Here is a 21,803-nt window from a genome sequence, read left to right on the forward strand (position 1 = left end):
GCCGGCGACGCCGCGGCGAGCATGGGGTCACCCGAGCAGACCGCGGCCCGTGCCGCCGACCCGAAGGAGGCAGCGTGGCTGACGCACCGAACATCCTCGTGATCTGGGGCGACGACATCGGGATCACCAACATCAGCGCCTACTCCGACGGCGTGATGGGGTACCGCACGGAGAACATCGACCGGATCGCCGCCGAGGGCGCGCGGTTCACCGACTACTACGGGGAGCAGAGCTGCACCGCGGGCCGGGCGGCGTTCATCACCGGGCAGAACCCGTACCGGACGGGGCTGACGAAGGTCGGCATGCCGGGCGCGAAGGTCGGTCTGCAGCCCGAGGACCCGACGATCGCCACGGCGCTCAAGGAGCAGGGCTACGTGACCGCCCAGTTCGGCAAGAACCATCTCGGCGACCGGGACGAGCACCTGCCGACCATGCACGGGTTCGACGAGTTCTTCGGCAACCTCTACCACCTGAACGCGGAGGAGGAGCCGGAGCTGGACGACTACCCGAGGCCCGAGGAGTTTCCCGACTTCCGCAAGAACTTCGGTCCGCGCGGGGTCCTCCACTCGTGGGCGAACGGCGACGGTACGCAGCGCATCGAGGACACCGGGCCGCTGACCCGCGAGCGCATGCGGACGGTCGACGAGGAGTTCCGTGACGCGGCGCTCGGCTTCATCCGGGACAAGGCCGGCGGCGACCGGCCGTTCTTCGTGTGGTTCAACTCCACCCACATGCACTTCCGCACCCACGGCAAGCCCGAGAGCAAGGGCCGGGCCGGCCGGTGGCAGTCGGAGTACCACGACACGATGCTCGACCACGACGACGTCGTCGGCAGCCTGCTGGACGAGCTGGACCAGCTCGGCATCGCCGAGGACACGATAGTCATCTACGCCACGGACAACGGCCCGCACATGAACAGCTGGCCCGACGCCGGGATGACGCCGTTCCGCAACGAGAAGAACTCCAACTGGGAGGGTGCCTACCGCGTGCCGGCGATGGTGCGCTGGCCCGGCAGGATCGAACCCGGCACCGTGCTGAACGGGCTCTTCAGCCACAACGACTGGTTCGTGACCCTGCTCGCCGCGGCCGGGGAGCCGACGATCGCCGACAAGCTGCGGGAGGGGACCGAGCTCGCCGGCACCCGGTACAAGGTGCACCTCGACGGCCACGACCAGCTCCCCTACCTGACCGGCGCCGCCGAGGAGTCGCCGCGCCGGCACTTCTTCTACGTGTCCGACGACGGCGACCTGACCGGGCTGCGCTTCGACAACTGGAAGATCGTGTTCCTGGAGCAGCGCGCGGCCGGGACGCTCGACATCTGGCTCGAGCCGTACGTCGAGCTGCGTGCGCCGAAGATCTTCAACCTGCGCACCGACCCGTTCGAGCGCGCCGACATCACGTCGAACTCCTACTTCGACTGGATGCTCGACCATGCGTGGCTGCTCGTACCCGCCCAGGCGTACGTGGCCAGGATGCTGACCACGCTGGCCGAGTTCCCTGCCCGTCAGGAGCCCGCGAGCTTCAACATCGACCAGGTGCTGGCCAAGCTCCAGGCCGGTCTGCCGAACACGTGACGGCCCCGGTGGACGGCGCCCGGACCGCCGAGGACGTGCGGCTCGGCGGCGGGCTGTTCCGGATGGGCTCCGACGACCACTACCCGGAGGAGGCGCCTGCGCACCCCGTGCGCGTCGACGGGTTCCGGATCGACCGGTTCGCCGTCACGAACGCCCGGTTCGACGCGTTCGTCGCGGCCACGGGGTACGTGACGGTGGCCGAGCGGCCGCTGGACCCGGCGCTCTACCCGGGCGCGCCGCCCGAGAACCTCGCGCCCGGGTCCATGGTGTTCACCCCGACCCCCGGACCGGTGGACCTGCGCCACCTCAGCCAGTGGTGGGCCTGGGTACCCGGGGCGTCGTGGCGCCGGCCGGAGGGGCCCGGCTCCGGGATCGACGAGCGTGGCGACCACCCCGTGGTCCAGGTCGCCCACGAGGACGCCGCCGCGTACGCCGCGTGGGCCGGGGCGGGCCTGCCGACGGAGGCCCAGTGGGAGTACGCCGCCCGGGGCGGCCTGGACGGCGCCGGCTTCACCTGGGGTGACGAGGCCCGGCCCGGCGGACGCGTCCTGGCGAACACCTGGGACGGGCCGGACTTCCCGTGGCGGTCGACCGGAGGGTCCGGCTTCACGCGGACGGCCCCGGTGGGGTCGTTCCCGCCGAACGGGTACGGCCTGTTCGACATGGCGGGGAACGTCTGGGAGTGGACGGCGGACTGGTGGACCGGCCGCCACCCCGCGGCGGCACCCGACGCGTGCTGCGCGCCCGTGAACCCGCGCGGCGGGGACGCCGACGCCAGCCGGGACCCGCGTCAGCCGCAGTTCGCCGTGCCCCGCAAGGTCATCAAGGGCGGGTCCTTTCTCTGCGCCGACACCTACTGCCGCCGCTACCGGCCCGCCGCGCGCCGGCCGCAGGCCGTCGACACCGGGATGAGCCACATCGGCTTCCGCTGCGTCCGTGACGACGCGGCCCCCGCTGTTCCGCCAGGCACCACTCTCCTTGGAGTCGCACCATGACCGACGTCGGCCAGCTCCCCTCGTGGCGTCCCGGCGGCACCCGGGACGCCCTCCTCGGGTTCCTCGACCAGGCCCGCTCGATCCCGCGCGACGAACGGGTCGCCTACTTCGACAACGACGGCACGCTGTGGTGCGAGCGCCCCACCTACGTCCAGTACGAGTTCTACGTCGACGCGCTGCGGCGGCGGGTGCGGGAGGACCCGGCGCTCGCCGGCGAGGCCGAGTTCCGCGCGGTGCTCGCGGGCGACACCGCCGCGGTCGGGGAGATCGGGCTCGAACGCGTGGCGCTGGCACTGGCCGGCCTCTTCCAGGGGCTCGACCCGCGGGCGTTCACACGCGAGGCCCGGACCTTCCTCGACACCGGCGCCCATCCCACCCTGGGCCGGTCGCTGAGCGCCGTCCGCTACCGCCCGATGCTCGAGCTCCTCGACGCGCTGCGGGCGCTGGACTTCACCGTCGGGGTCGTCACGGGCGGCGGCACCGAGTTCGTCCGTGCGGTCAGCCAGGAGCTGTACGGTGTGCCGCCTGAGCTGGTCGTCGGGACGATGATCGCGTACGACCTCGGGCAGGACGCCGCCGGCCGGCCCGCCCTGCGGCGCACCGCCCGGGTGCTGGGCGACGTCAACGAGGGCGCCGCCAAGGTGACGAACATCCAGACCCAGCTCGGCAGGCCCCCGGTGCTCGCGGCCGGCAACTCGGCCGGGGACCACGAGCTCCTCGAGTGGGCGGCGGCCGCCGACGGGCCGCACCTCTCGCTCCTGGTCGACCACGACGACCCCGAGCGGGAGTTTTCCTACGCCAGCCAGGCCCAGACCTTCGAGGCGACGGAGCCCGTCACGGCGACGGCCGACCGCCTCGGCTGGACGACCGTGAGCATGAAGGACGACTGGGTCTCGGTGTTCGTCGAGGACGAGCCACCGCGCTGACACCCCGGACCGACGCCGGGCGCCAGGACTCACCCGACGCGGGTGAGGCCGGACGGCGCCGCCGGAGGGACCGTGCAGACAAGGCTCACGGGGCGACCCGTACCAACGGCAGAAGGGCGTGGACATGAGGCGGACAGCAGGGGTCCTGGTCGGACTGATCCTCCTGGGAACGGCCGCGTGCTCCAGCGAGACACCGGAGGAGAACACGGCGCAGGCCTGCAGCGCGGCCGAGGAGCTCTCGACGGCGCTGGACAACTTCGACACGACGCTGACCCCCGACGCCACCGTCGCCGAGGTGCAGTCCGCGCGGGACGAGGTGCGCCAGGCGTGGCAGGCCTTCGACTCGGCCGCGTCCGACGTCGCGCAGGACCGCGGCCAGGCCCTCGACGACGCGTGGGAGAGCTTCAACGGGGCCGTCAACGACATCGAGGGGGACGCGACGGTCTCCGAAGCGGTGGACTCCCTCAAGGACGATGCCACGGCGGTGAAGGACGCGCGCGACTCGATCACGGAGGAGCTCGGCTGCTGAGCTAGTTCTGCTGCCGGCGGCGACGGCGGCGCGCGGCGTCGTCGTCCTCGACCGTGTGCCACCTGCTCGGGTCCCGCAGCATGCTCGACTCGATGAGTGCGTGCCGCCGGAGATAGGTGTTGGCGGTCGCCTGGATCGTCGCGGCGACGGGCAGCGCCAGGAACGCGCCCAGCGCCCCGAAGACGGCGCCGAACCCGAGCACCACGAGGAAGCTCACGGCGGGGTTCATCTCCAGGGCCCGCGCGGAGACCTTCGGGGAGAAGTACAGGTTCTCCAGCTGCTGGTAGCCGATGATGAAGGCGAGCACCGCGAGCGCCTGGGGCAGGCCCTGGGACGTCAGCGCCACGGCGACCGGCAGCGCGCCGCCCAGGTACGTGCCGATCGTCGGGACGAACTGCGACACCACGCCCACGAAGACCGCGAGCGGCAGGGCGTACGGGGTGCGCATGACGAGCAGGAAGACGAGCGTGAAGGCGCTGGAGAGCGCGGCGAGCACGACGCGCGAGCTGATGAAGTCCGAGACCTTCACCTGCGTGATCTCCCACAGCGTCAGGACCTCCTGCTGGCGCGCGGGCGTGAGCCAGCGGCAGACCGCCACACGCAGCCGTGGACCTGCCGCGAGCAGGTAGTAGGTCACCAGCAGGATGGTCAGCGCGGCGAACACGCCACCGACCAGGGTGGTGCCCACCAGCAGGGCGCCGGAGGCGACGTCGTCGCCGAACTGAGTCAGGACGTCGCGGAGGAGGTCGTCGGAGTCCGGCATGACGACGTCGAACTGCTCCGCGACCCGGTCCTGGAGGCCGGCGTAGATGTCGGGCACGGTCTCCAGGAGCTGGAGGAGCTGCTGGACGAAGAGGTTGCCGAACAGTGCCAGGACCACCGCGACCAGGAGCAGGGACCCCAGCAGGGCGACGGCCGCGGCCGCTCCCCGGCGCCAGCCGTGCCGGACGCACCAGACCACCGGGGGTTCGAGGGCCAGCGCGACGAAGAACGCGATCAGCACGTCGACCGCGAGCCCGCGCAGGGCGCCGATCGCGTACCAGCCGAAGGCCCCGAGGTAGACGGCCACGACCACCATGAGCAGCGCCCGGGGGAGCCACCGCGGGGGACGGCGCGAGGCGGGGTCTCCTCGCCGTGGGCCGGTGCCGGGGCGGTCGGCCGGATCCGTCATGTCCTCGCCTCCCGGTCCGTGCTCGCGGTGCTCGTCCCGTTGGTGTCGTTCGCCTCGTTCGCCGCGACCACCGCGGCGTCGACGGTCGGCAGGACGCGGCCGTCCTGGTCGGCGGCCGCCCACCAGCGGGAGGCGAGCGCCCGCCGGTGCACCTCCGGCGGGAACGCCGCCAGCAGGAGCGTCGTCCCCTCGCGGGCGAGGTCGGCGTCCAGCCCTTCGAGGGCGTCGAGCAGCGGGATCGTCACCTGGCGGACGGCGGAGCCCTCCAGGACCACCGCGCGCGGAGCCGGCTTCGCGCCGAGGACGGCCGCGAGGACGGCGTCCTGGGTGGGCCGTGCGTTGCCGGTGTAGATCGTCACGTCGAGGTGCAGCAGCACCAGCCCCGGGAGCGGGTGCGCGGCGCCGCCGGGTGGCGGGTTGGGGGTCCAGCCGCCGCCGGGTTTCGGGTAGAGGGGGCGTGCGGCGTTCCGGCTCAGCCCCCGCAGGACCAGCCCGAGGGTCAGCACGACGCCGGCCCCGACTGCCGGGAGCAGGCCGGCGGTGAGCCCGATCGCCGTGGTGACCACGGCCACCCAGAACTCCGTCGGGTCGATCCGGAACAGCCGCACGTACTCGGCCGGCGACACGAGCCCGACGACCGCGACCAGGACCAGGGCGCTCAGCGTCGCGGCCGGCAGGTCGTCCAGGACCGGCCCCAGGAAGAGGGCGACGAGCACGGCCAGCGCGGCCGTGGTGAGACCGGCCACCTGGGTGCGGGCGCCCGCACCGAGGTTGACCGCGCTCTGCGAGAACCCGCCCGCCGGAGGGAGGCTCTGGCTGAGGCCGCCGCCGAGCGCCGCGAAGCCGGCGGCGAGGAGCTCCTGGTCGCTGTCGATCGCGGGCTCGGACCGCTGCCGCTGGGCACGGGCGACCAGGACGGTCTCCAGGAAGGCCATGACGGCGATGGCCAGGGCGGCGGGGACCAGGCCGGCCACCTCGCCCCAGACGGGCAGGCTCACGCCGGGCAGGCCGTCCGGCACGGACTCGATGAGCGCGAGCCCGCGCTCCTCGACGTCCGTCCACGCCACCAGCATGATCGAGGCCGCCACCACGACCAGGGCGCCGGGGACGCGGGGTGCCCAGCGCCGCAGGACGACCAGGGTGGCGACCGCGCCGACGGAGACGGCTGCGGTCAGGACGTGCGTCTCGGGCAGGGCCGAGACGGTCTCGGCGAGCCGGCCGAAGAACCCGGTGGCCTCGGACTCTCCCGTCAGGCCGAGGAGCGTCGGGAGCTGTGTCACGGCGACGGTGAGCCCGACGCCCGTCTTCACCCCGGTCAGCGTCGCGGGGCTGATCTGCTCCACGAGCGGGCCGAGCCGGAACAGCCGCATGGCCAGCAGGCACACGCCGACCAGGGCCGTCAGGGTGAAGGCGGCCCCGAGCAGCGCGTCCGGTGCCGTCGTCGCGAGCGCCGACGCCGTCAGCACGGCGATCGTCGACGTGGTGGACACGCTCAGCGTCCGGGAGCCGCCGAGGAGCCCGTACAGGAGGGCCGGGACCATGCAGGTGTACAGCCCGACGGAGACCGGCAGGCCGGCGATGGTCGCGTAGGCCATGGCCTGCGGCACGACGACGACCCCGGCGGCGAGCCCCGCGACGACGTCCGCGCGGAGCCACGCCCGGCGGTACCCGCGGAGCGACGGGACGAGCCAGCGGGGCGGGGCCGAGGTCGCTTCCACACGGGTCAGCCAAGCGGGGGACTCGTGTGGTGTGTTCACCTGCTTCGGGTGAGGTGACCGGCCGGGCCGCGTGCGGATGATCCACGCAGGTGACGCGGCGACGAGGAGACCGACATGGCACGGGAGTTCCGGGGCAGGATCGAGCTGGACGTCCGCGACTCGCAGGGGGACTGGGAGGCATTCCTCCCGCAGAAGGCGCCGGCGGGCGCCCCGAACGTACTGGTCGTGCTGTACGACGACACCGGCCAGGCCGCCTGGTCACCCTACGGCGGGCGGATCCGGATGCCCACGATGGACCGCCTGGCGGCCGGCGGCCTGACCTACTCGCAGTGGCACACGACCGAGCTGTGCTCGCCCACCCGGTCGACGTTCCTCACGGGGCGCAACCACCATCTCACCGGGTTCGCGACCATCTCGGAGAGCTCGACGGGGTTCCCCGGCTACAGCTCGCACATCCCGGCGTCGAACGCGACCATGGCGAACGTCCTGCGCGACGCGGGCTGGAGCACGTTCTGGGTCGGCAAGAACCACAACGTCCCCATCGACGAGTGGACCTCGGGCGCCTCGAAGAAGAACTGGCCGCTCGCCCAGGGGTACGACCGCTTCTACGGGTTCATCGGCGGCGAGACCAACAACTGGTACCCCTCGCTGGCCGAGGACAACCACTACGTCGACCAGCCCTACGGCCCGGAGGAGGGTTACCACCTCTCCAAGGACCTCGCCGACCAGGCGCTCCGGATGATCCGGGACGTCAGGCAGACCGAGCCGGACAAGCCCTGGTACCTGTGGTTCTGCCCGGGCGCCAACCACGCCCCGCACCATGCCCCGCAGGAGTACGTCGACAGGTACAAGGGTGCGTTCGACGACGGCTACGAGGCCTACCGCGAGTGGGTGCTGCCACGGATGATCGAGCGCGGCATCCTTCCGGAGGGCACCGAGCCCACCGACGTCAACCCGATGCCCGACGGCACCTTCACCCAGACCGACCTCGTGCGGCCGTGGGTGGAGCTGTCCGCCGAGGAGCGGGCGATGTTCTGCCGCATGGCGGAGGTCTACGCGGGGTTCTCGGAGTACACCGACGCCCAGGTCGGTCGCATCGTCGACTACCTCGAGGAGTCGGGGCAGCTCGAGAACACGATCATCCTGTACTGCGCCGACAACGGGGCCTCGGGCGAGGGCAGCCCCAACGGATCGGTCAACGAGGGCAAGATCTTCGGCGGCTACCCCGACGACGAGGCGCAGAACCTCACGATGGTCGACGAGCTCGGCACGCCGAACACCTACAACCACTACCCGACCGGCTGGGCGATGGCTTTCTCGACCCCCTACCGGATGTTCAAGCGCTACACCTACCAGGGCGGCGTCTGCGACCCGCTCGTGATCCACTGGCCGGCCGGCATCCGGGCGCGGGGCGAGGTGCGCAACCAGTACCACCACTCGACCGACATCGTCCCGACCATCCTCGACCTGTGCGGCGTCGAGATGCCCCACACGTACGACGGCGTCGAGCAGAACCCGCTGTCCGGCGTGTCCATGGCCTACACCTTCGACGCCGAGCCCGACGCGCCGACGCGCAAGCGGACCCAGTACTACGAGATGCTCGGCAGCCGTGGCATCTGGCACGAGGGCTGGAAGGCCGTCACGGTGCATGGTCCCATGTCCGGGATGAGCGGGTTCGAGAACGACACGTGGCAGCTCTTCCACACCGACGTCGACCGGGCCGAGGCGCACGACCTCGCGGCCGAGCACCCCAACAGGCTCAAGGCGCTCAAGGCGCTCTGGATGGACGAGGCGCGCGCGAACGACGTGCTGCCGCTGAACGACCTGCAGATCATCGGCAGCCCGAAGGACTTCGAGACGTTCGTGCAGATGGAGTTCCACATCCCCGTGCCGCCCAGCGGCCGGTACGTCTACTACCCCGGGACGTCGGAGGTCCCGGAGCGCTCGGCGGCGAACGTCCACGGCGTCTCGTACAAGGTGCTGGCCGAGCTGGACCTCACCCCGGGCGCCGAGGGCGTGGTCTTCGCCCACGGCTCTCGGTTCGGCGGCCACGCGCTCTTCCTCAAGGACGGCGCCGTGACGTACGCCTACAACTTCCTCGGGATACCGCCCGAGACCCATGTCTCCGCGCCGCTGCCGGGCGGCGGCAGGCACATCATCGGCGTGGACTTCGCCAAGGAGCGGACGGGGGAGTACCGGGAGGCGATCGGCCCGCTGCGGCTCTGGATCGACGACGAGATGGTCGCCGAGCAGGAGATCAGGACCGTGCTGGGCCACTTCTCGCTGTGCGGCGAGGGCCTGTGCATCGGCTACGACAGCGGGGACGCCGTCTCCAGCGCGTACGCCGGCTCGCGGTTCGAGCTCACGGGCGGGACCATCCACAAGGTCGTCTTCGACATCGCCGACGACGCCTACGTGGACGCCGAGGCGCACCTCCGGGCGGCGATGGCCCGCGACTGACGCCGGTCGTCAGAGCAGGTGGAAGCTGCGCGCTATCTTGAGCGCCTCGCTCCGGCGGGACGCCGCGAGCTTGGTGTACAGGCTGGACACGTGCGTCTTGACGGTGTTCTCCGAGACGAACAGCGCGGCGGCGATGTCGGCGTAGGTCGCGCCGCGGGCCAGCTCGTTGAGCACCTCGCGCTCGCGCGGGCTCAGGGCCGGCGGGGCGAGGGCCTGGCTCACCTCGCCGAGCTCGCGCGGCGTCGCGGTCGTCGAGGCGTAGGCGGCCGTCACGTCCGGCCGTCCGGCCGCCGTGGCCGCGAGCTCGTGCACCCAGGGCGTGGCGGGCCCCTCGACCCGGCGGCGCAGCAGAGTCGCGATGGGTGTGCCCTGGCGGGCCCAGCCGAAGAAGGGTGAGGCGTTCCGGCGGGCCTCGGTGGCGGAGATCGCTTCCGCCAGGCAGTCCTGGGAGCGCGCCGGGTCACCCAGCGCGTCGAGCAGCTGGGCCTCGCACGCCAGCGCCAGCGCGCGGGTGGGCGGCTGGGAGTAGGTGGCGTCCGCCGAGGCGGCCTCGAACGCGACCGCCGCTCCCCGGCGGTTGCCGTCGCGGTCGGCGCGCAGCCCCTGCACGAGCGCCGCCTCGCCGACGGCGCCGAGGGACTCGAGAGTGGCGTGCAGCGACTTGAGCGTCTCGCGGTCGCTCGCGAGCGTCGCCACGAACGCGCGCTCCACGAGCAGCGCGACCCGGAGATGCTCGGGGAGCTGGTCGTCGGTCAGGTGCGGGCTCTCCCCGGGAGTGGCGAGGATCCGCTGCGCCTCGACGACGTCGCCCGCCAGCACCGCCTGGCGGGCGTCCCAGATGCGGAACCAGAAGCGGGTGCACAGGTCGGCGCCATGGCAGCACGTGTCGATGACCGGCGCCTCGGCCGGTCCGGTCGCGGACGGGACGTCGAGCAGCCGCGCGAGCAGCCGGGCGAGACCCGCCCGCACCGTGACGAACCGCGACGTCCGGGCCCCCGGGCCGTCCGCGGCCACGAGCACCTCGTTGGCGAGCTCGACGCACGCGCTCTCGCGGCCGCGCATGTACTGGGTGAAGGCGAGGTGGCTCAGGGCGCTGACCCCGAGCGGCGCGAGGCCCTGGCTGCGCGACAGGCTGACCGCCAGGGTCAGGCTGGTCTCGGCCTCGGTGAGCTCGCCGAGCCAGTTCTGCGTGGCGCCCAGCTCGGCCGCCAGCACCGGCAGGACGTCGGCGTTGGCCTCGCGCACGGTCGGCCGGGTCTGGGAGGCGACCACCACGCGCTTCGCGTGGCCGACGGCGGCATAGGCCGGTTCGAGCCCGAGCGCGACCCGCCACAGCCGCACGCACGCGATCGACGCGTCCAGGCCGTCCGGCCCGCCCGCCAACCAGGACGGCGACCAGCGTCGCTGGGCCGCCAGCAGGCGGTCGCCCCAGTGCCGCGCACCCTCCAGGTCGTCCCGGATCCAGCAGTCGAGCGCGATGGCGAACCAGATGTCCGGCCGGTGGTCGACGATCTCGGGCTGGGTCCGGACGAACTCGCCCACGTCGTCGTGCTCGCACTGGTTCAGCACCATGCGCACCCCGTCCTGGGCCAGCACGTCGGCGGCCTCGGTGGGTGCCCCGACCCGGACGAGCCGGGCGAAGGCCTCGGCGAGGTTGCCCCGGGCGATGTCGAGCTTGACGGCACGGATCACGGTGGCGCGGGCCCGGGCGGCGTCGACGCCGCCGACGGCGAGCCGCCGCTGGACCACGTCCGCCAGGAGCGGGTGGACCCGGAAGCCGCCGGTCGCCGGCGACTCCGCGGCCGGGGCGGCCGGCGGGCACCGGTAGTCCTCGCGCATCACCAGCAGGCCGGTGTCCTCCAGCTCGCTGAGGATCTCGCCCGCGTGCTGGTCGTGGGACAGGTGGGCCGCCGCGGGCACGCTGATCACGCCGTCGCCGGCGATGCACAGCAGGAGGTGCCGCTGCCGCGGCGTCAGGGTGCTGAAGACCTCGCCCGCCACCCGGGTCGCGATCGGCGTCACGTCCTGGGCGAGCTGGCGGGCGGCGGCCACCGGGTCCGGTGCGGCGCTCAGGTCGCGGGCGGTGAGCACGGCAGCGGCGCACCAGCCGTCGGCGTGCCGCGTCACGGCCTCGACCACCCGCGGGTCGTCGGTCCGGGCGTGCGCCGAGACGAGCGAGGCGCTCTCGGCGTCGCTCAGCCGCAGCAGGTCGCCCCGCAGGAACGTGAAGTTGCCGAGGAGCTCCGGGACGAGCCGGGTCAGCGGCAGGAACCAGTGGCTCAGGAGGAGGACGCGCATGGACTCCGGGGCGACGTTCAGCCGCTCGTCGATGCGGCGCAGTGCCGCGGGCGGTAGCTGGTGGGCGTCGTCGATCACGACCAGCGGCAGCATCCCGCCCTGCTCGTCGGGAGCGGCCGTGCCGTCGAGGGTCGCGTCGAGTCGTTCGGCCGTCCACGAGTCGTCGGCGCAGATCCAGACGGCGTCGCCCGCGCGCGCCGATCCCGAGCGCTGCAGCCACCCGGCCACCCCCAGCGTCTTGCCGGCTCCCGACGGTGCGACGAGCACCGTCACCGAGCCCTCGACGGCCTCGTCGAGCCGCTGCCACAGCCGCAGCCGAGGGACGTAGATCCGTGGCAGGTGAGGCGTGGCGCGGTCCCCGGCCGGGCGGTAGGCCCGCTCCGAGGACCGCGGGGCGTGGGCCGGGCGGGGCACCCGCGGTGCGAAGGCCCCGCTGCGCGGGGTGACCGTGCTCGGTTTCGAAGGCATTCCGCGGCGTCCTTCACTCGAATGTGAAGTGGCGGCCGCCCCCCAGCCGCCGATCCGGGACGGAGGAACGCCCCAGACCTCATGTCCGCGCATTTCCGGAGATCACGAACTTCGGTTCATTGTCCGTAACGCGCTTACCGACAATGATGCTCGACGTCGCCCCGCGGCGCATGAGGAATGGTTATTTCACCCGATGGGACGTGCTAATTGCCTCGTGCGAGGAGAGTGCTCAGCGCCCAGATCACGGCAATGTTGAACGCGAGAATTACCAGGCTCCATATGGGGTAATAGGGTATGAATGCAAAATTCGTGAAGCTCGCGACAACGGCCAGGATGATTCCGACAAAATAGGCCCACTTCTGTGCGGCGAGCACTCCGATCCCGGTGGCCACGGCGATGGCGCCGATGACGATGTGGATCCAGCCCCAGCTCGTCATGTCGAGCTTGTAGACGTACTCGACGCCCGACACGTACACGGTGTTCGAGGCGAGCGCGGCGATCCCCTGGAGAACCTGGAACGCACCCACGATCAGGAGCATCGTCCCGGCGAACGCCGCGGTGGTCATCGCGGCGGACCCCGAGGTCCCGGGGTCGTACTGTGCCCCGGGATAGGTTCCGGGGGGATAGTACGACCCCGGGATCGGGTCGGGCCCGGCTTCGTGTGCACTGGTCATGATCGCTCCTTGGTCCGTCAGTCGGCCTCGCCGAAGACCTCGCGCAGCGCGGCCTCCTGCTCGGTGTTGAGGTTGGTGAAGATGAGCTCGGGTGCTTCCTGGCCGGCGAACGCGTCACGGATCTTGTCCACGACGGCGTCGGTGGACATGATGAAGAGCGCCGATGTCCCCGGCGTGATCTCGTCCCGTACCCGGTTGATGAAGCCGTCGTCGATCCCCACGTCCGTGAGGGAGCCGCTCAGGGCGCCCGTGGCGGCGCCGATGGCGGCGCCGAGCAGCGGGACGAAGAACAGGAGGCCGAACAGCATCCCCCAGAAGGCGCCGCCGAGGGCACCCTTGCCGGTGAGTGACTCGAGCTGCTGGGTCTTGGGCTTCTTGGCCCCGGGCTCCCAGTACACGGTCGCCGCGTCGCGGACCGTGATGAGGTTCTCCTTGGCGAGCTGCTGGATGGTCCTCGATGCGGTGTCCGCCCCCCCGCTGGTCCTGAACTTCCAGACGGTGAGTGTGGCCTGGGACATGTGAGGCTCCTTCGGGCTGGCGTGCGCGTGGGCTGGCCCTTGCTACTCCACTGCTCGCGCGAGCCCCTGACCTCACCCGTTCCCGGTGAACCTGCTCACGCGGGCCCGTGGTCGGCGCGGCCGGCCCGGACGGCGTCGTCGAGCGTGGTGTAGAGGTGTGGCTCGCCCTTCGCGCCGATCCGGGCGAGGACGTCGCGTACCTGGCCGATGCCCTCGGCGAGCGCCAGGTCGCACCCGTCGCCCTGCAGGTCGGAGCGGAGCTGGACGAGCATCGCGGCTGCCGTCACGTCGATGGACGGCGTAGCGCGGCCGTCCAGGACCACGAGCCGCAGGCCGGGGGTCTGCGCCGCCAGCTCCCGCACGCGGAACCGCACGTACTCGGCATTCGCGAACAGCAGGGGTGCCTCGACGCGGACGGCGAGGATCCCGGGCACGGCCGGGTAGCGCGGGTTGCGGGCGGCGTCCACCCAGGGCCGGCCGGGCTCGTCGCCGACGGGCGCCAGGGTCGCGATGCGGGGCCGCGAGGTCCGGGCGAGCAGCAGGATCAGGGACACGGCGATGCCGATGACGAGCCCGGGCAGCGTCTCGAAGACCAGGACGCCCAGCAGGGCGGCCGCCGCCCCCATGAAGTCGGCCCGGGCGGTGACCTGGTAGACGCGCGCCATGCGGCTCGTCCGGACGCGCCACAGGCGGCGCAGCGACCGCACGTCGACCAGCTCGACGACGGCGGCCACCACGACGGCGGCCAGCGTCGCCTCGGGCAGCCGCTCGAAGAGGCCGGTCAGGAACAGGAGGGTGACGACGGTCAGCACCGCGGCCGTCAGGGCCGAGAACTGGGAGCGGGCGCCGGCGCCGGCGCTCACCGCGGTCTTCGACAGGCTCCCGTTGACGACCATGCCGGACAGGAACCCGGAGCCGAGGTTGGACAGCCCCAGGCCGACGAGCTCGCGGTTGGGGTCGATGTCGTAGCCCTGGCCCGCGGCATAGGTCTTGGCCGCCCCGAGGCCCTCGGCGAAGCCGACCAGCATCAGGCCCACGGCGCCGCCCAGTATCTCCGCGAACTCGGGCCCGGTCACGTCGGGGATCCCGGCCTGCGGCAGACCGGCGTCGATGTGCCCGACGACGGCCAGGCCGCGGTCGTCGAGCCCGAACAGGACGGTGGCGCCGATCGCCAGGAGCACCACGACGAGCGAGCCGGGCAGCAGCGGCATCGTGCGGCGCAGGACGACGAGGGCGGCGAGGCTCGCCAGGCCGACGACGATGGTGAGCGCGTCGATGTCGCCGAGCTGCCCCAGCACGGCCCACGTCTTCTGGAAGAAGTTGCCGGAGCCGCCGTCGACCCCGATCAGGTCGGGGACCTGGCCGATCATGATCGTCAGCGCGAGGCCGATGATGAAGCCCTTGAGCACGGGCTCGGAGATGAAGGCGGCGAGGAAGCCCAGGCGGAGCAGGCCCGCGAGGACCGCCACGATCCCGGTGGCCAGGGCGAGCGCGGTGGTCAGCGCCACGGGGTCGCCGTCGCCCGCGATGCCCGCCACGATCCCGGCCGAGAGCGCGGCCGTGGCCGACATCGGCGACACGACGAGCTGGCGGGAGGTGCCGGCGAGGGCGTAGAGCGCCAGGGCGGGCACCGCGGCGTAGAGGCCGACCACCGGGGGCACACCGGCGATCGCGGCGTAGGCGAGCGACTCGGGGACCAGCACCGCCCAGACCGCGAGGCCGGCCAGGAGGTCCGGGCGCACCGACGTGCGCCGGTAGCCCGAGAACGACGGTGCGAGGAATCTGGTCACGGACGGTTCCCCTCTCCGTGGTGCCGGGTCTGGGCAGACCGTAGGCAAGGGCGGTGGCGCCCCAGGTCACCCGGAAGGGGTGACGCCCCTGGTGGTGCCCCGGTGGGCGCTAGGAACCCGCCTGACCGTTCGCGGACCCCGTCGAGCCGCGCCGCTGGACGGTGCGTCCGACGACCGCGAGCGCGGCCCAGACCGCCAGGGACAGGACGACGCCCGCCGTCGAGTCGGGCCGCCAGAGCTCGCCTGCGGCGTCGGCCCAGAGGCGCCCCACGCCCGAGAGCACCAGCGCCGCGCCGCCGATCGCCGTCGCCCAGACGAGGAACGGCCGCTGGTACCGGCGGGCGAGCAGCGCGCACACGAAGGCCACCGCGGGCACGACGATCACGGCCAGGAGCACGTCGGCGCTGCCGCCCTGGACGAGCACGAACAGCTTGGCGCCGATCACCGCGCCGACGCACAGGCCGCCGACGAAGAAGAGGAACCGGGCGGCGATCAGCGTCAGCGTGAACGCCAGCACCCCGCCACCCAGGGCGACCAGCAGCACGGTGCCCGTGTCGGCGTTCATCGCCTCGGCGAGGGTCCAGGCCACGCCGAAGCCCGCCGTGAACACGGCGAGGCGGACCGAGCGGGTTCCTGCCAGGCACAGGACCAGCCCGACGAGGATGGCGGCAAGGGCGGACATCAGGTGCCCGCACCAGGATCGGGTGGCGGCACGGCGCCCTCCTGCCTCGCCCACGTTCCGGCGGCCCGGCGTGCCCGCGACGCGGGGAGCGCAGGGAGATCGTTGTCGGTCACACCTCATCGTCGGCGGCCGGCGCGCCCGGGTGGTCACCCTGTTCGGGTGACCGCGCCCTCGTCGCCGGAACCTAGCCTCGGCCGCACGGCCGGTCGGTCCGGTCCCGGACGGAGGTGGTCTCGTGGGTGCCGCGATCGGTCAGTCGCTGCCTGTCGCCGTGGGCGTGCTCGTCAGCCCCCTGCCGATCGTCGCGGTGGTGCTGATGCTCGTCAGCGATCGGGCGCGCGCCAACGCGCTGGCCTTCGTCGTCGCCTGGTTCCTGGCGGTCCTCGTCCTGGTCGGCGTCGTCGCGCTGCTCACGGGCTCCGCCACGTCCGACGACGACGGGCCGGCCGCCTGGACCGGCTGGCTCAAGATCGTCCTCGGCGTGCTGCTGCTCCTGGTGAGCGTCCGCCAGTGGCGCGGCCGGCCCCGTGGCGACGCCGAGCCGCCGGCGCCGAGGTGGATGTCCGCGATCGAGCAGTTCACGCCGGTGCGCTCCGCGGGGCTCGCCGTGCTGCTCGGCACGGTCAACCCGAAGAACCTGCTCCTGGTCGTCTCCGGCGGCGCCGCCATCGCCGCCGCGGCACCCGACGACACGAGCGCGACCCTCGTCGCGGCGCTCGTGTTCGCCGTGGTGGCCAGCGCCGGCGTCGTCACGCCCGTCGTCATCTACTTCGCCATGGGTGACCGGGCCGCGGCGGTCCTCGACGAGCTGAAGACGTGGATGATCCACAACAACGCGGCGATCATGGCCGTCCTTCTGCTGGTTATCGGTGCGAAGATGCTGGGTGACGGGATTTCCGTCCTATGAAATCCGCATTCTCTGAGGTGGTAGCCCGGGGAACCCATTCGTAGCGTCGGGCGCATCCGCTGACTCGTTCGACCTGAACTCCGAGGGGTCCTTGCATGATCGGCAGGCGAGCATTCCTGGCAGCTCTGGCGGCTGTCTCCCTGGCGGGCGCGGTCGTGGTGCCCGTCCTGGCCCCGGCGCGTGCCGTCGCCGCGACGCTGCAGCCGTCCGGCCTGCAGACCGGGATGGTGCTCGACGGCACCACCGCCCCGGCGAGCCCGCCCGACACGTTCCGCTGGGGTGACTTCATCACCGACGTGCAGCCGGACAGCAGCTTCACGTTCGAGCCGACAGGGCCGTACGTCACCGCCCAGGGGAACAGCTCGACGGGGATCGTCCAGGCCGGCTTCCGCTGGGACAACGGCTCCGCCACCAACGCGTGCGACGCCGATCCGGACGAGACCGGCGCGCCGCCGAGCCAGAACCCGGCCACCAACCCGTGGAGTCCCGGGTCGGCCAACCCGAACGACAAGGGCGACCTGTGCTCGACCGGGTACGGCGTGGAGGTCGTCACCGACCCGTCGGGCGCCCCGCACACGATCCTCTACGGGTACTGGACGCGCCACGTGGGCAACGGCGAGGTCAGCATCTTCCAGAACCTCGAGGGGCCGCAGCCCGGCCGGTGCGACGACGTGCTCCTGGAGTTCGACTACGCGTCCGGGGGTACGACGGCCGTCGTCCGCCGGTGGACCCCGGCGGCCGGCGACGGCTGCGCGAACGTCCTCGGTGCGGGGACCTGGACGGCCCAGCCCGGCACCGTCGACTTCGACTGGGCCGTCGGGGTGCGCAGCGAGGGTCCGCCGCTGACCAACCAGCCGTTGGAGACGTTCGGCGAGTTCGCGATCGACCTGAACACCGCCGGCCTGTTCTCGCCGGCGCAGTGCGCCAGCTTCGAGGTCTCCGAGATGTTCACGCGGACGGGCAACTCGCCCCAGGCGAACATCCAGGACTTCGCCGACCACGGCCCGGACCGCCTGAGCATCGCCAACTGCGGTTCCCTCACCGTCACCAAGGAGACCACCCCGGCGATCACCGGCAGCGACGACGAGTTCGGGTTCACCGTGGACAGCGACACCGGACCGGTGCTTCCCGGCCCGCCGGTGGTCGAGACCCTGACCGGCACCGTCGCGAGCGGGGAGACCGCCACGTACACCGGGGTGCTGGCCGGGTCGGCCTTCTCGCTCGCGGAGACCGACATCCCGCCGCCCTGGACCCTGCAGTCGCTCGTGTGCACCGTGATCCCGGCGGCGGGCGGGCCACCCGAGCAGTACGTGCTCGACGACCCGTCGGACCGGTTCCCTGTCACCCCGGGGAACACGACGGACTGCGTGATCAGCAACTCCGCCGCCGTCGTGACGGTCACCAAGCAGACCGAGCCCGACGGCGCCGCCGGAGACTTCTCGTTCGACGTCACCGGTCAGGACCCGGTGACGCTGAGCGACGGCGAGAGCGCCTCGTTCCCGGTGCCGACGGGCCAGCCCGTGACGCTGGCGGAGGCCGAGGCGGCGGGGTGGCTGCCGCCGGAGATCGACTGCACGTCCGCGTTCACCCAGGACGAGCGGTCGGCGACGGTCGTTCCCGTGGCCGGCGAGAACATCGAGTGCACGTTCACGAACACGCAGCTCGGCACGGTGATCGTCTCCAAGGAGGCGCACGGCGTGGACGGGCGGACGTTCGACTTCACCAGCGACATCCCGGGCGGCGAGGAGTTCTCCATCGACGTCGAGCAGGGGGACGGGACGCTGTACGAGGAGGTCATCACCGACGTCCCGGCGGGGACGTACACGATCGAGGAGCTGGCCGACGACGGCGACCCGGCGACGCTGCTGGCGGACCTCTCCTGCACCTACGGCGGCGCCGACCACTCAGGCGACCCGGCGACGCGCGCCATCGACCTCACGGTCCTGCCCGGCGAGACCGTACGGTGCTTCTTCACCAACACGCTGCCCGGCTCCGTCACGGTGATCAAACGGACCGTGCCCGTCGAGTTCGACCAGGAGTTCGACTTCGTCTTCACGCCGCCCGACGGCGACCCCACAGCGTTCACCCTCAACGGGAACTCCGAGCCGCCGAACGTCGCGCTGCAGTCGTTCCAGGGGCTGACCGAGGGCGTCTACACGGTCACCGAGCCCGCGGACGAACCCGGCTGGGCGCTGACGGACCTGGACTGCAACGACGAGTTCTGGACGCCCACGGACGACGGGCGCGGTGTCGAGATCGACCTGCCCGAGAGCGGCGTCATCGTCTGCTTCGTGACCAACACGGCCGCCCCGGCCTCGGTGTCGCTCACCAAGACGGTGGCCGGCGCGGGCACCGGCCTCGAGTGGTCCTTCGACTTCGAGCTGGTCGACGCCCAGGGCACCGTCGTGACCAGGTCGGCGACGGCGCAGGCGCCGACCGTCGACTGGGCGGACGTCGTGCCGGGCGCGGTGTACACGCTGCGGGAGGCAGGCGAGACGCCCGCCGGCTGGACCCGGGGCGAGATCGCCTGCGACGGGCTCACCGACCTCGACGGCGCGCCGGGGTTCCAGGTCCAGCTCACGCCAGGCCAGGCGCTGACGTGCGGGGCCGAGAACACCGTGACGCCGTCGTCCGTCAGCGTGGCCAAGGTGGCGACGGCGATCGGGGGCGAGCTGCCGTGGGAGTTCGACCTCAGCATCGACCCGCTCCCCGAGGGCGGGACCTCGCCCCAGACGGTCTCGGGCACGGGGCAGTCCGGGGAGATCGTGACCTGGTCCGGGCTGCTGCCGGGGCAGACCTACTCCATCACCGAGGCGCAGGTCCCGGGATGGACGGCGCAGACCGACTGCGCCGGGATCACCGACATCGAGCCGGACAGTCCTGGCCTGCAGTTCGTCGCCCCGGTCGGCCAGGACCTGACGTGCACGTTCGTCAACAGCGCGGTGCAGGGGAGCGGAACGCTGACCAAGACCGCAGTGGGCGGCGACGGGTCGTTCGAGTACGTGCTCACGGACCTCGACGGCGCGGTCGACCTGGCGACGGTGCCGGTCACGACGACCGACGGCACCGTGACGGTCGAGCTGCCCCAGATCGTCCCCGGGGTGCGGTACTCGCTGGTCGAGTCCGACGCCGACGGATGGATCGAGGGCGACCTGACCTGCACGATCACCCCGGCCGACGGCGGTGGTCCGGTCGTGATCGAGGACCTGAGCGAGTTCTCGGTGAACCCGGGAGACGTCGGGGACTGCCGCGGCGAGAACACCCGGACGGGCACGATCGTGGTGGCCAAGGCCGTCACGGACGGCGACGGCGAGTTCGACTTCACGGGCGACTGGCAGGACCCGCCGGAGTTCTCGATCGTGACCGAGGACGGAGTGGGCACGCAGACGTTCGCCGACGTGGACCCCGGCTCCTACACGGTGACCGAGGTGCCGCAGGACGGGTTCGAGACCACCGACCTGACCTGTGTGGACGGTGACCCGGACGGCGTCGCCTCGGGCGCGGCCGGGCTGGTGGGTTCGATCGAGCTGGACCCGGGCGAGACGGTGACGTGCACGTACACGAACGCGCCGTGGGGGATGCTCCTGGTCGACAAGCAGACGAGCCCGGCGGGTTCGCCGCAGGAGTTCGGCTTCACCTGGGGGCCGGCCGGGGACGCCGGCGAGGCCTTCGCCCTCACCGACACGGACGAGCCGTTCGCGACCGGGCCGGTGGAGCCGGGGGCCTACCAGGTCGGCGAGGACCCTGTGCCCGGGTGGACGCTGACCGACATCACCTGCACGGGTTCGGGCGGGGACGTGGTGGTCGACGTCCCGGACGTCACGGTCGACGTGGGCCTGGGCGAGACCGTGCTGTGCACGTTCGCGAACACCGCCGTGCCCGGCAGCATCACCGTCGGCAAGACGGTCGCGGGCTGGGCCGAGGGCGCCCCGTGGGCGTTCGACCTGGTGCTGACCGGTCCGGACGGGCCCGACACCGCGACGGTGAGCGACCAGGAGCCCACGGCGACCTGGGCGGACCTGGAGACGGGCGCGTCCTACAGCCTGGACGAACCCGGACCGGGCGCCGGCTGGACGGCGGAGCTGACGTGCTCCGGTACGGCCGACGAGGACCCCGGGACCGCCGGGTTCCAGTTCACGGTGACGCCGGGGCTGGTCGTGTCGTGCGAGGCGGTCAACACCGCGGCCCCGGCCGACGTGTCCGTGACCAAGACGGTCGAGGGCGCAGGTCCGCTCCTGGAGTGGTCGTTCGACCTGACGATCTCGCCGGACGACGCCGCCGAGCCCGCGACGCAGACCGTCTCGGGCAGCGGCACGGGACCGGGGTCGGTGTCGTGGTCGGAGCTGGTGCCCGGCACCGAGTACACGATCGCGGAGGTGGAACCGGGCGCCGGGTGGACGCCGGGCGCCGTGACCTGCACGGGTGCGGAGGACGCCGATCCCGACGCGGACGGGTTCCAGCTCGTGGCCCGGCCGGGGGCGTCAGCGGGGTGCGCGGTGACCAACACCGCCGACGCGGTGACCGGCATGCTGACCAAGACCACCGTCGGCGGTGACGGCACGTTCGACCTCGTCGTGACCCCGCTGCCGGACGGCGATCCCGTGACGATCCCGGTGACCACGTCCGGCGGGACCGGCACCGTGGACCTCCCGGAGCTCGAGCCGGGCCGGTCGTACTCGATCACCGAGGTGCAGGCGGACGGCTGGCAGCTCACCGCCGCGGGGTGCACGGGTGCCGACGGGCAGGCGGACACCGACGGGGGCGTGACCGTGGACGTCGGCCTGACCAGTGTTCTGACCTGCGCGTTCGAGAACGGGGTGCCGGCCCCGACTCCGACGCCGACCCCCACCCCGACGCCGGCGCCGACCCCGACGCCTGTTCCTCCGCCGGACGACGACCCGGCTGCTCCGCCGGCGGGTGCCCCGGGGGCGGGGCTCTCACCGACCGGGGCCGACCTGGGCGGCGTGCTGTCGGCGATGGTGGTGTTCCTGACGCTGGGCGTCGCCCTCCTGCTCGGGGCGCGGGCGCGCCGGAGGTCCCAGCCCGGCTCGTGACGGCGTCGAACGGTGCACCGCGCGCTTCGCCGGACCGGT

At 72.5% G+C, this 21,803-nt stretch carries 14 protein-coding genes; 7 read left to right on the forward strand and 7 right to left on the reverse strand.

The window, feature by feature from the left end:
- Positions 1–74: 74 nt before the first annotated feature.
- The 4 genes from QRN56_RS21425 (at position 75) to QRN56_RS21440 (ending at position 4,024) form a co-directional block, all read left to right on the forward strand.
- Entirely contained in the window at positions 75–1,574 is a 1,500-nt protein-coding gene (locus QRN56_RS21425; RefSeq protein WP_285106669.1) for an arylsulfatase, read from the forward strand.
- 62 nt (positions 1,575–1,636) lie between these two features.
- A complete protein-coding gene (locus QRN56_RS21430) occupies positions 1,637–2,569 on the forward strand; it encodes a formylglycine-generating enzyme family protein (RefSeq protein WP_502928826.1) in 933 nt (310 codons plus the stop codon).
- Complete coding sequence (locus tag QRN56_RS21435) at positions 2,566–3,495, forward strand: haloacid dehalogenase-like hydrolase (RefSeq protein ID WP_285106672.1); 930 nt, start codon at positions 2,566–2,568, stop codon at positions 3,493–3,495. Before QRN56_RS21430 ends, QRN56_RS21435 begins: the two co-directional genes overlap by 4 nt.
- A 124-nt stretch (positions 3,496–3,619) precedes the next feature.
- The gene (locus tag QRN56_RS21440; protein WP_285106674.1) at positions 3,620–4,024 is read left to right on the forward strand and encodes an SPFH domain-containing protein; all 405 of its coding nucleotides are present in this window, start codon (positions 3,620–3,622) and stop codon (positions 4,022–4,024) included.
- Between the two features lies 1 nt (position 4,025).
- Here the strand turns inward: QRN56_RS21440 and QRN56_RS21445 are convergent, their stop codons facing one another.
- Together QRN56_RS21445 and QRN56_RS21450 are read right to left on the reverse strand one after the other, a co-directional pair.
- On the reverse strand, positions 4,026–5,195 hold the full coding sequence (locus QRN56_RS21445; RefSeq protein WP_285106676.1) for an AI-2E family transporter: 1,170 nt from the start codon (positions 5,193–5,195) through the stop codon (positions 4,026–4,028).
- A complete protein-coding gene (locus QRN56_RS21450; protein ID WP_285106678.1) occupies positions 5,192–6,913 on the reverse strand; it encodes a SulP family inorganic anion transporter in 1,722 nt (573 codons plus the stop codon). Before QRN56_RS21450 ends, QRN56_RS21445 begins: the two co-directional genes overlap by 4 nt.
- 114 nt (positions 6,914–7,027) lie before the next feature.
- Here QRN56_RS21450 and QRN56_RS21455 point away from each other — a divergent pair, with 114 nt between their 5' ends.
- Entirely contained in the window at positions 7,028–9,373 is a 2,346-nt protein-coding gene (locus tag QRN56_RS21455; RefSeq protein WP_285106680.1) for an arylsulfatase, read from the forward strand.
- A gap of 9 nt (positions 9,374–9,382) precedes the next feature.
- Here the strand turns inward: QRN56_RS21455 and QRN56_RS21460 are convergent, their stop codons facing one another.
- The 5 genes from QRN56_RS21460 to QRN56_RS21480 form a co-directional block, all read right to left on the reverse strand.
- A complete protein-coding gene (locus QRN56_RS21460; protein ID WP_285106682.1) occupies positions 9,383–12,139 on the reverse strand; it encodes a LuxR family transcriptional regulator in 2,757 nt (918 codons plus the stop codon).
- 203 nt (positions 12,140–12,342) lie between these two features.
- Positions 12,343–12,813 carry a DUF7144 family membrane protein gene (locus tag QRN56_RS21465; protein ID WP_285106684.1) on the reverse strand — a complete coding sequence of 157 codons (471 nt, stop codon included), beginning with the start codon at positions 12,811–12,813 and terminating at the stop codon, positions 12,343–12,345.
- A 17-nt stretch (positions 12,814–12,830) separates the two neighbouring features.
- Complete coding sequence (locus QRN56_RS21470; protein WP_285106686.1) at positions 12,831–13,331, reverse strand: DUF1269 domain-containing protein; 501 nt, start codon at positions 13,329–13,331, stop codon at positions 12,831–12,833.
- Positions 13,332–13,426: 95 nt separating this feature from the next.
- Positions 13,427–15,121 carry a SulP family inorganic anion transporter gene (locus tag QRN56_RS21475; protein ID WP_285106687.1) on the reverse strand — a complete coding sequence of 565 codons (1,695 nt, stop codon included), beginning with the start codon at positions 15,119–15,121 and terminating at the stop codon, positions 13,427–13,429.
- A gap of 109 nt (positions 15,122–15,230) precedes the next feature.
- Positions 15,231–15,803 (reverse strand): TM7S3/TM198-like domain-containing protein, encoded by a 573-nt coding sequence (locus QRN56_RS21480; RefSeq protein WP_285106689.1) that lies wholly within the window; start codon positions 15,801–15,803, stop codon positions 15,231–15,233.
- Positions 15,804–16,038: 235 nt separating this feature from the next.
- Here QRN56_RS21480 and QRN56_RS21485 point away from each other — a divergent pair, with 235 nt between their 5' ends.
- Positions 16,039–16,710 (forward strand): GAP family protein, encoded by a 672-nt coding sequence (locus tag QRN56_RS21485; RefSeq protein ID WP_285106690.1) that lies wholly within the window; start codon positions 16,039–16,041, stop codon positions 16,708–16,710.
- Positions 16,711–16,805: 95 nt separating this feature from the next.
- Positions 16,806–21,764 carry an MSCRAMM family protein gene (locus QRN56_RS21490; protein ID WP_285106691.1) on the forward strand — a complete coding sequence of 1,653 codons (4,959 nt, stop codon included), beginning with the start codon at positions 16,806–16,808 and terminating at the stop codon, positions 21,762–21,764.
- Positions 21,765–21,803: the final 39 nt, after the last annotated feature.

Origin of the sequence: Promicromonospora sp. MEB111, from assembly GCF_030209445.1 — a bacterium.
GTDB lineage: Bacteria > Actinomycetota > Actinomycetes > Actinomycetales > Cellulomonadaceae > Promicromonospora.

Excerpts from the sequence above, each read along its gene's own strand:
- QRN56_RS21455 (WP_285106680.1), top strand. The coding sequence starts at position 7,028 with ATGGCACGGGAGTTCCGGGGCAGGATCGAGCTGGACGTCCGCGACTCG.
- QRN56_RS21460 (WP_285106682.1), bottom strand. The coding sequence starts at position 12,139 with ATGCCTTCGAAACCGAGCACGGTCACCCCGCGCAGCGGGGCCTTCGCA.
- QRN56_RS21430 (WP_502928826.1), top strand. The coding sequence starts at position 1,637 with ATGGGCTCCGACGACCACTACCCGGAGGAGGCGCCTGCGCACCCCGTG.
- QRN56_RS21435 (WP_285106672.1), top strand. The coding sequence starts at position 2,566 with ATGACCGACGTCGGCCAGCTCCCCTCGTGGCGTCCCGGCGGCACCCGG.
- QRN56_RS21440 (WP_285106674.1), top strand. The coding sequence starts at position 3,620 with ATGAGGCGGACAGCAGGGGTCCTGGTCGGACTGATCCTCCTGGGAACG.
- QRN56_RS21480 (WP_285106689.1), bottom strand. The coding sequence starts at position 15,803 with ATGTCCGCCCTTGCCGCCATCCTCGTCGGGCTGGTCCTGTGCCTGGCA.
- QRN56_RS21445 (WP_285106676.1), bottom strand. The coding sequence starts at position 5,195 with ATGACGGATCCGGCCGACCGCCCCGGCACCGGCCCACGGCGAGGAGAC.
- QRN56_RS21470 (WP_285106686.1), bottom strand. The coding sequence starts at position 13,331 with ATGTCCCAGGCCACACTCACCGTCTGGAAGTTCAGGACCAGCGGGGGG.
- QRN56_RS21465 (WP_285106684.1), bottom strand. The coding sequence starts at position 12,813 with ATGACCAGTGCACACGAAGCCGGGCCCGACCCGATCCCGGGGTCGTAC.
- QRN56_RS21490 (WP_285106691.1), top strand. The coding sequence starts at position 16,806 with ATGATCGGCAGGCGAGCATTCCTGGCAGCTCTGGCGGCTGTCTCCCTG.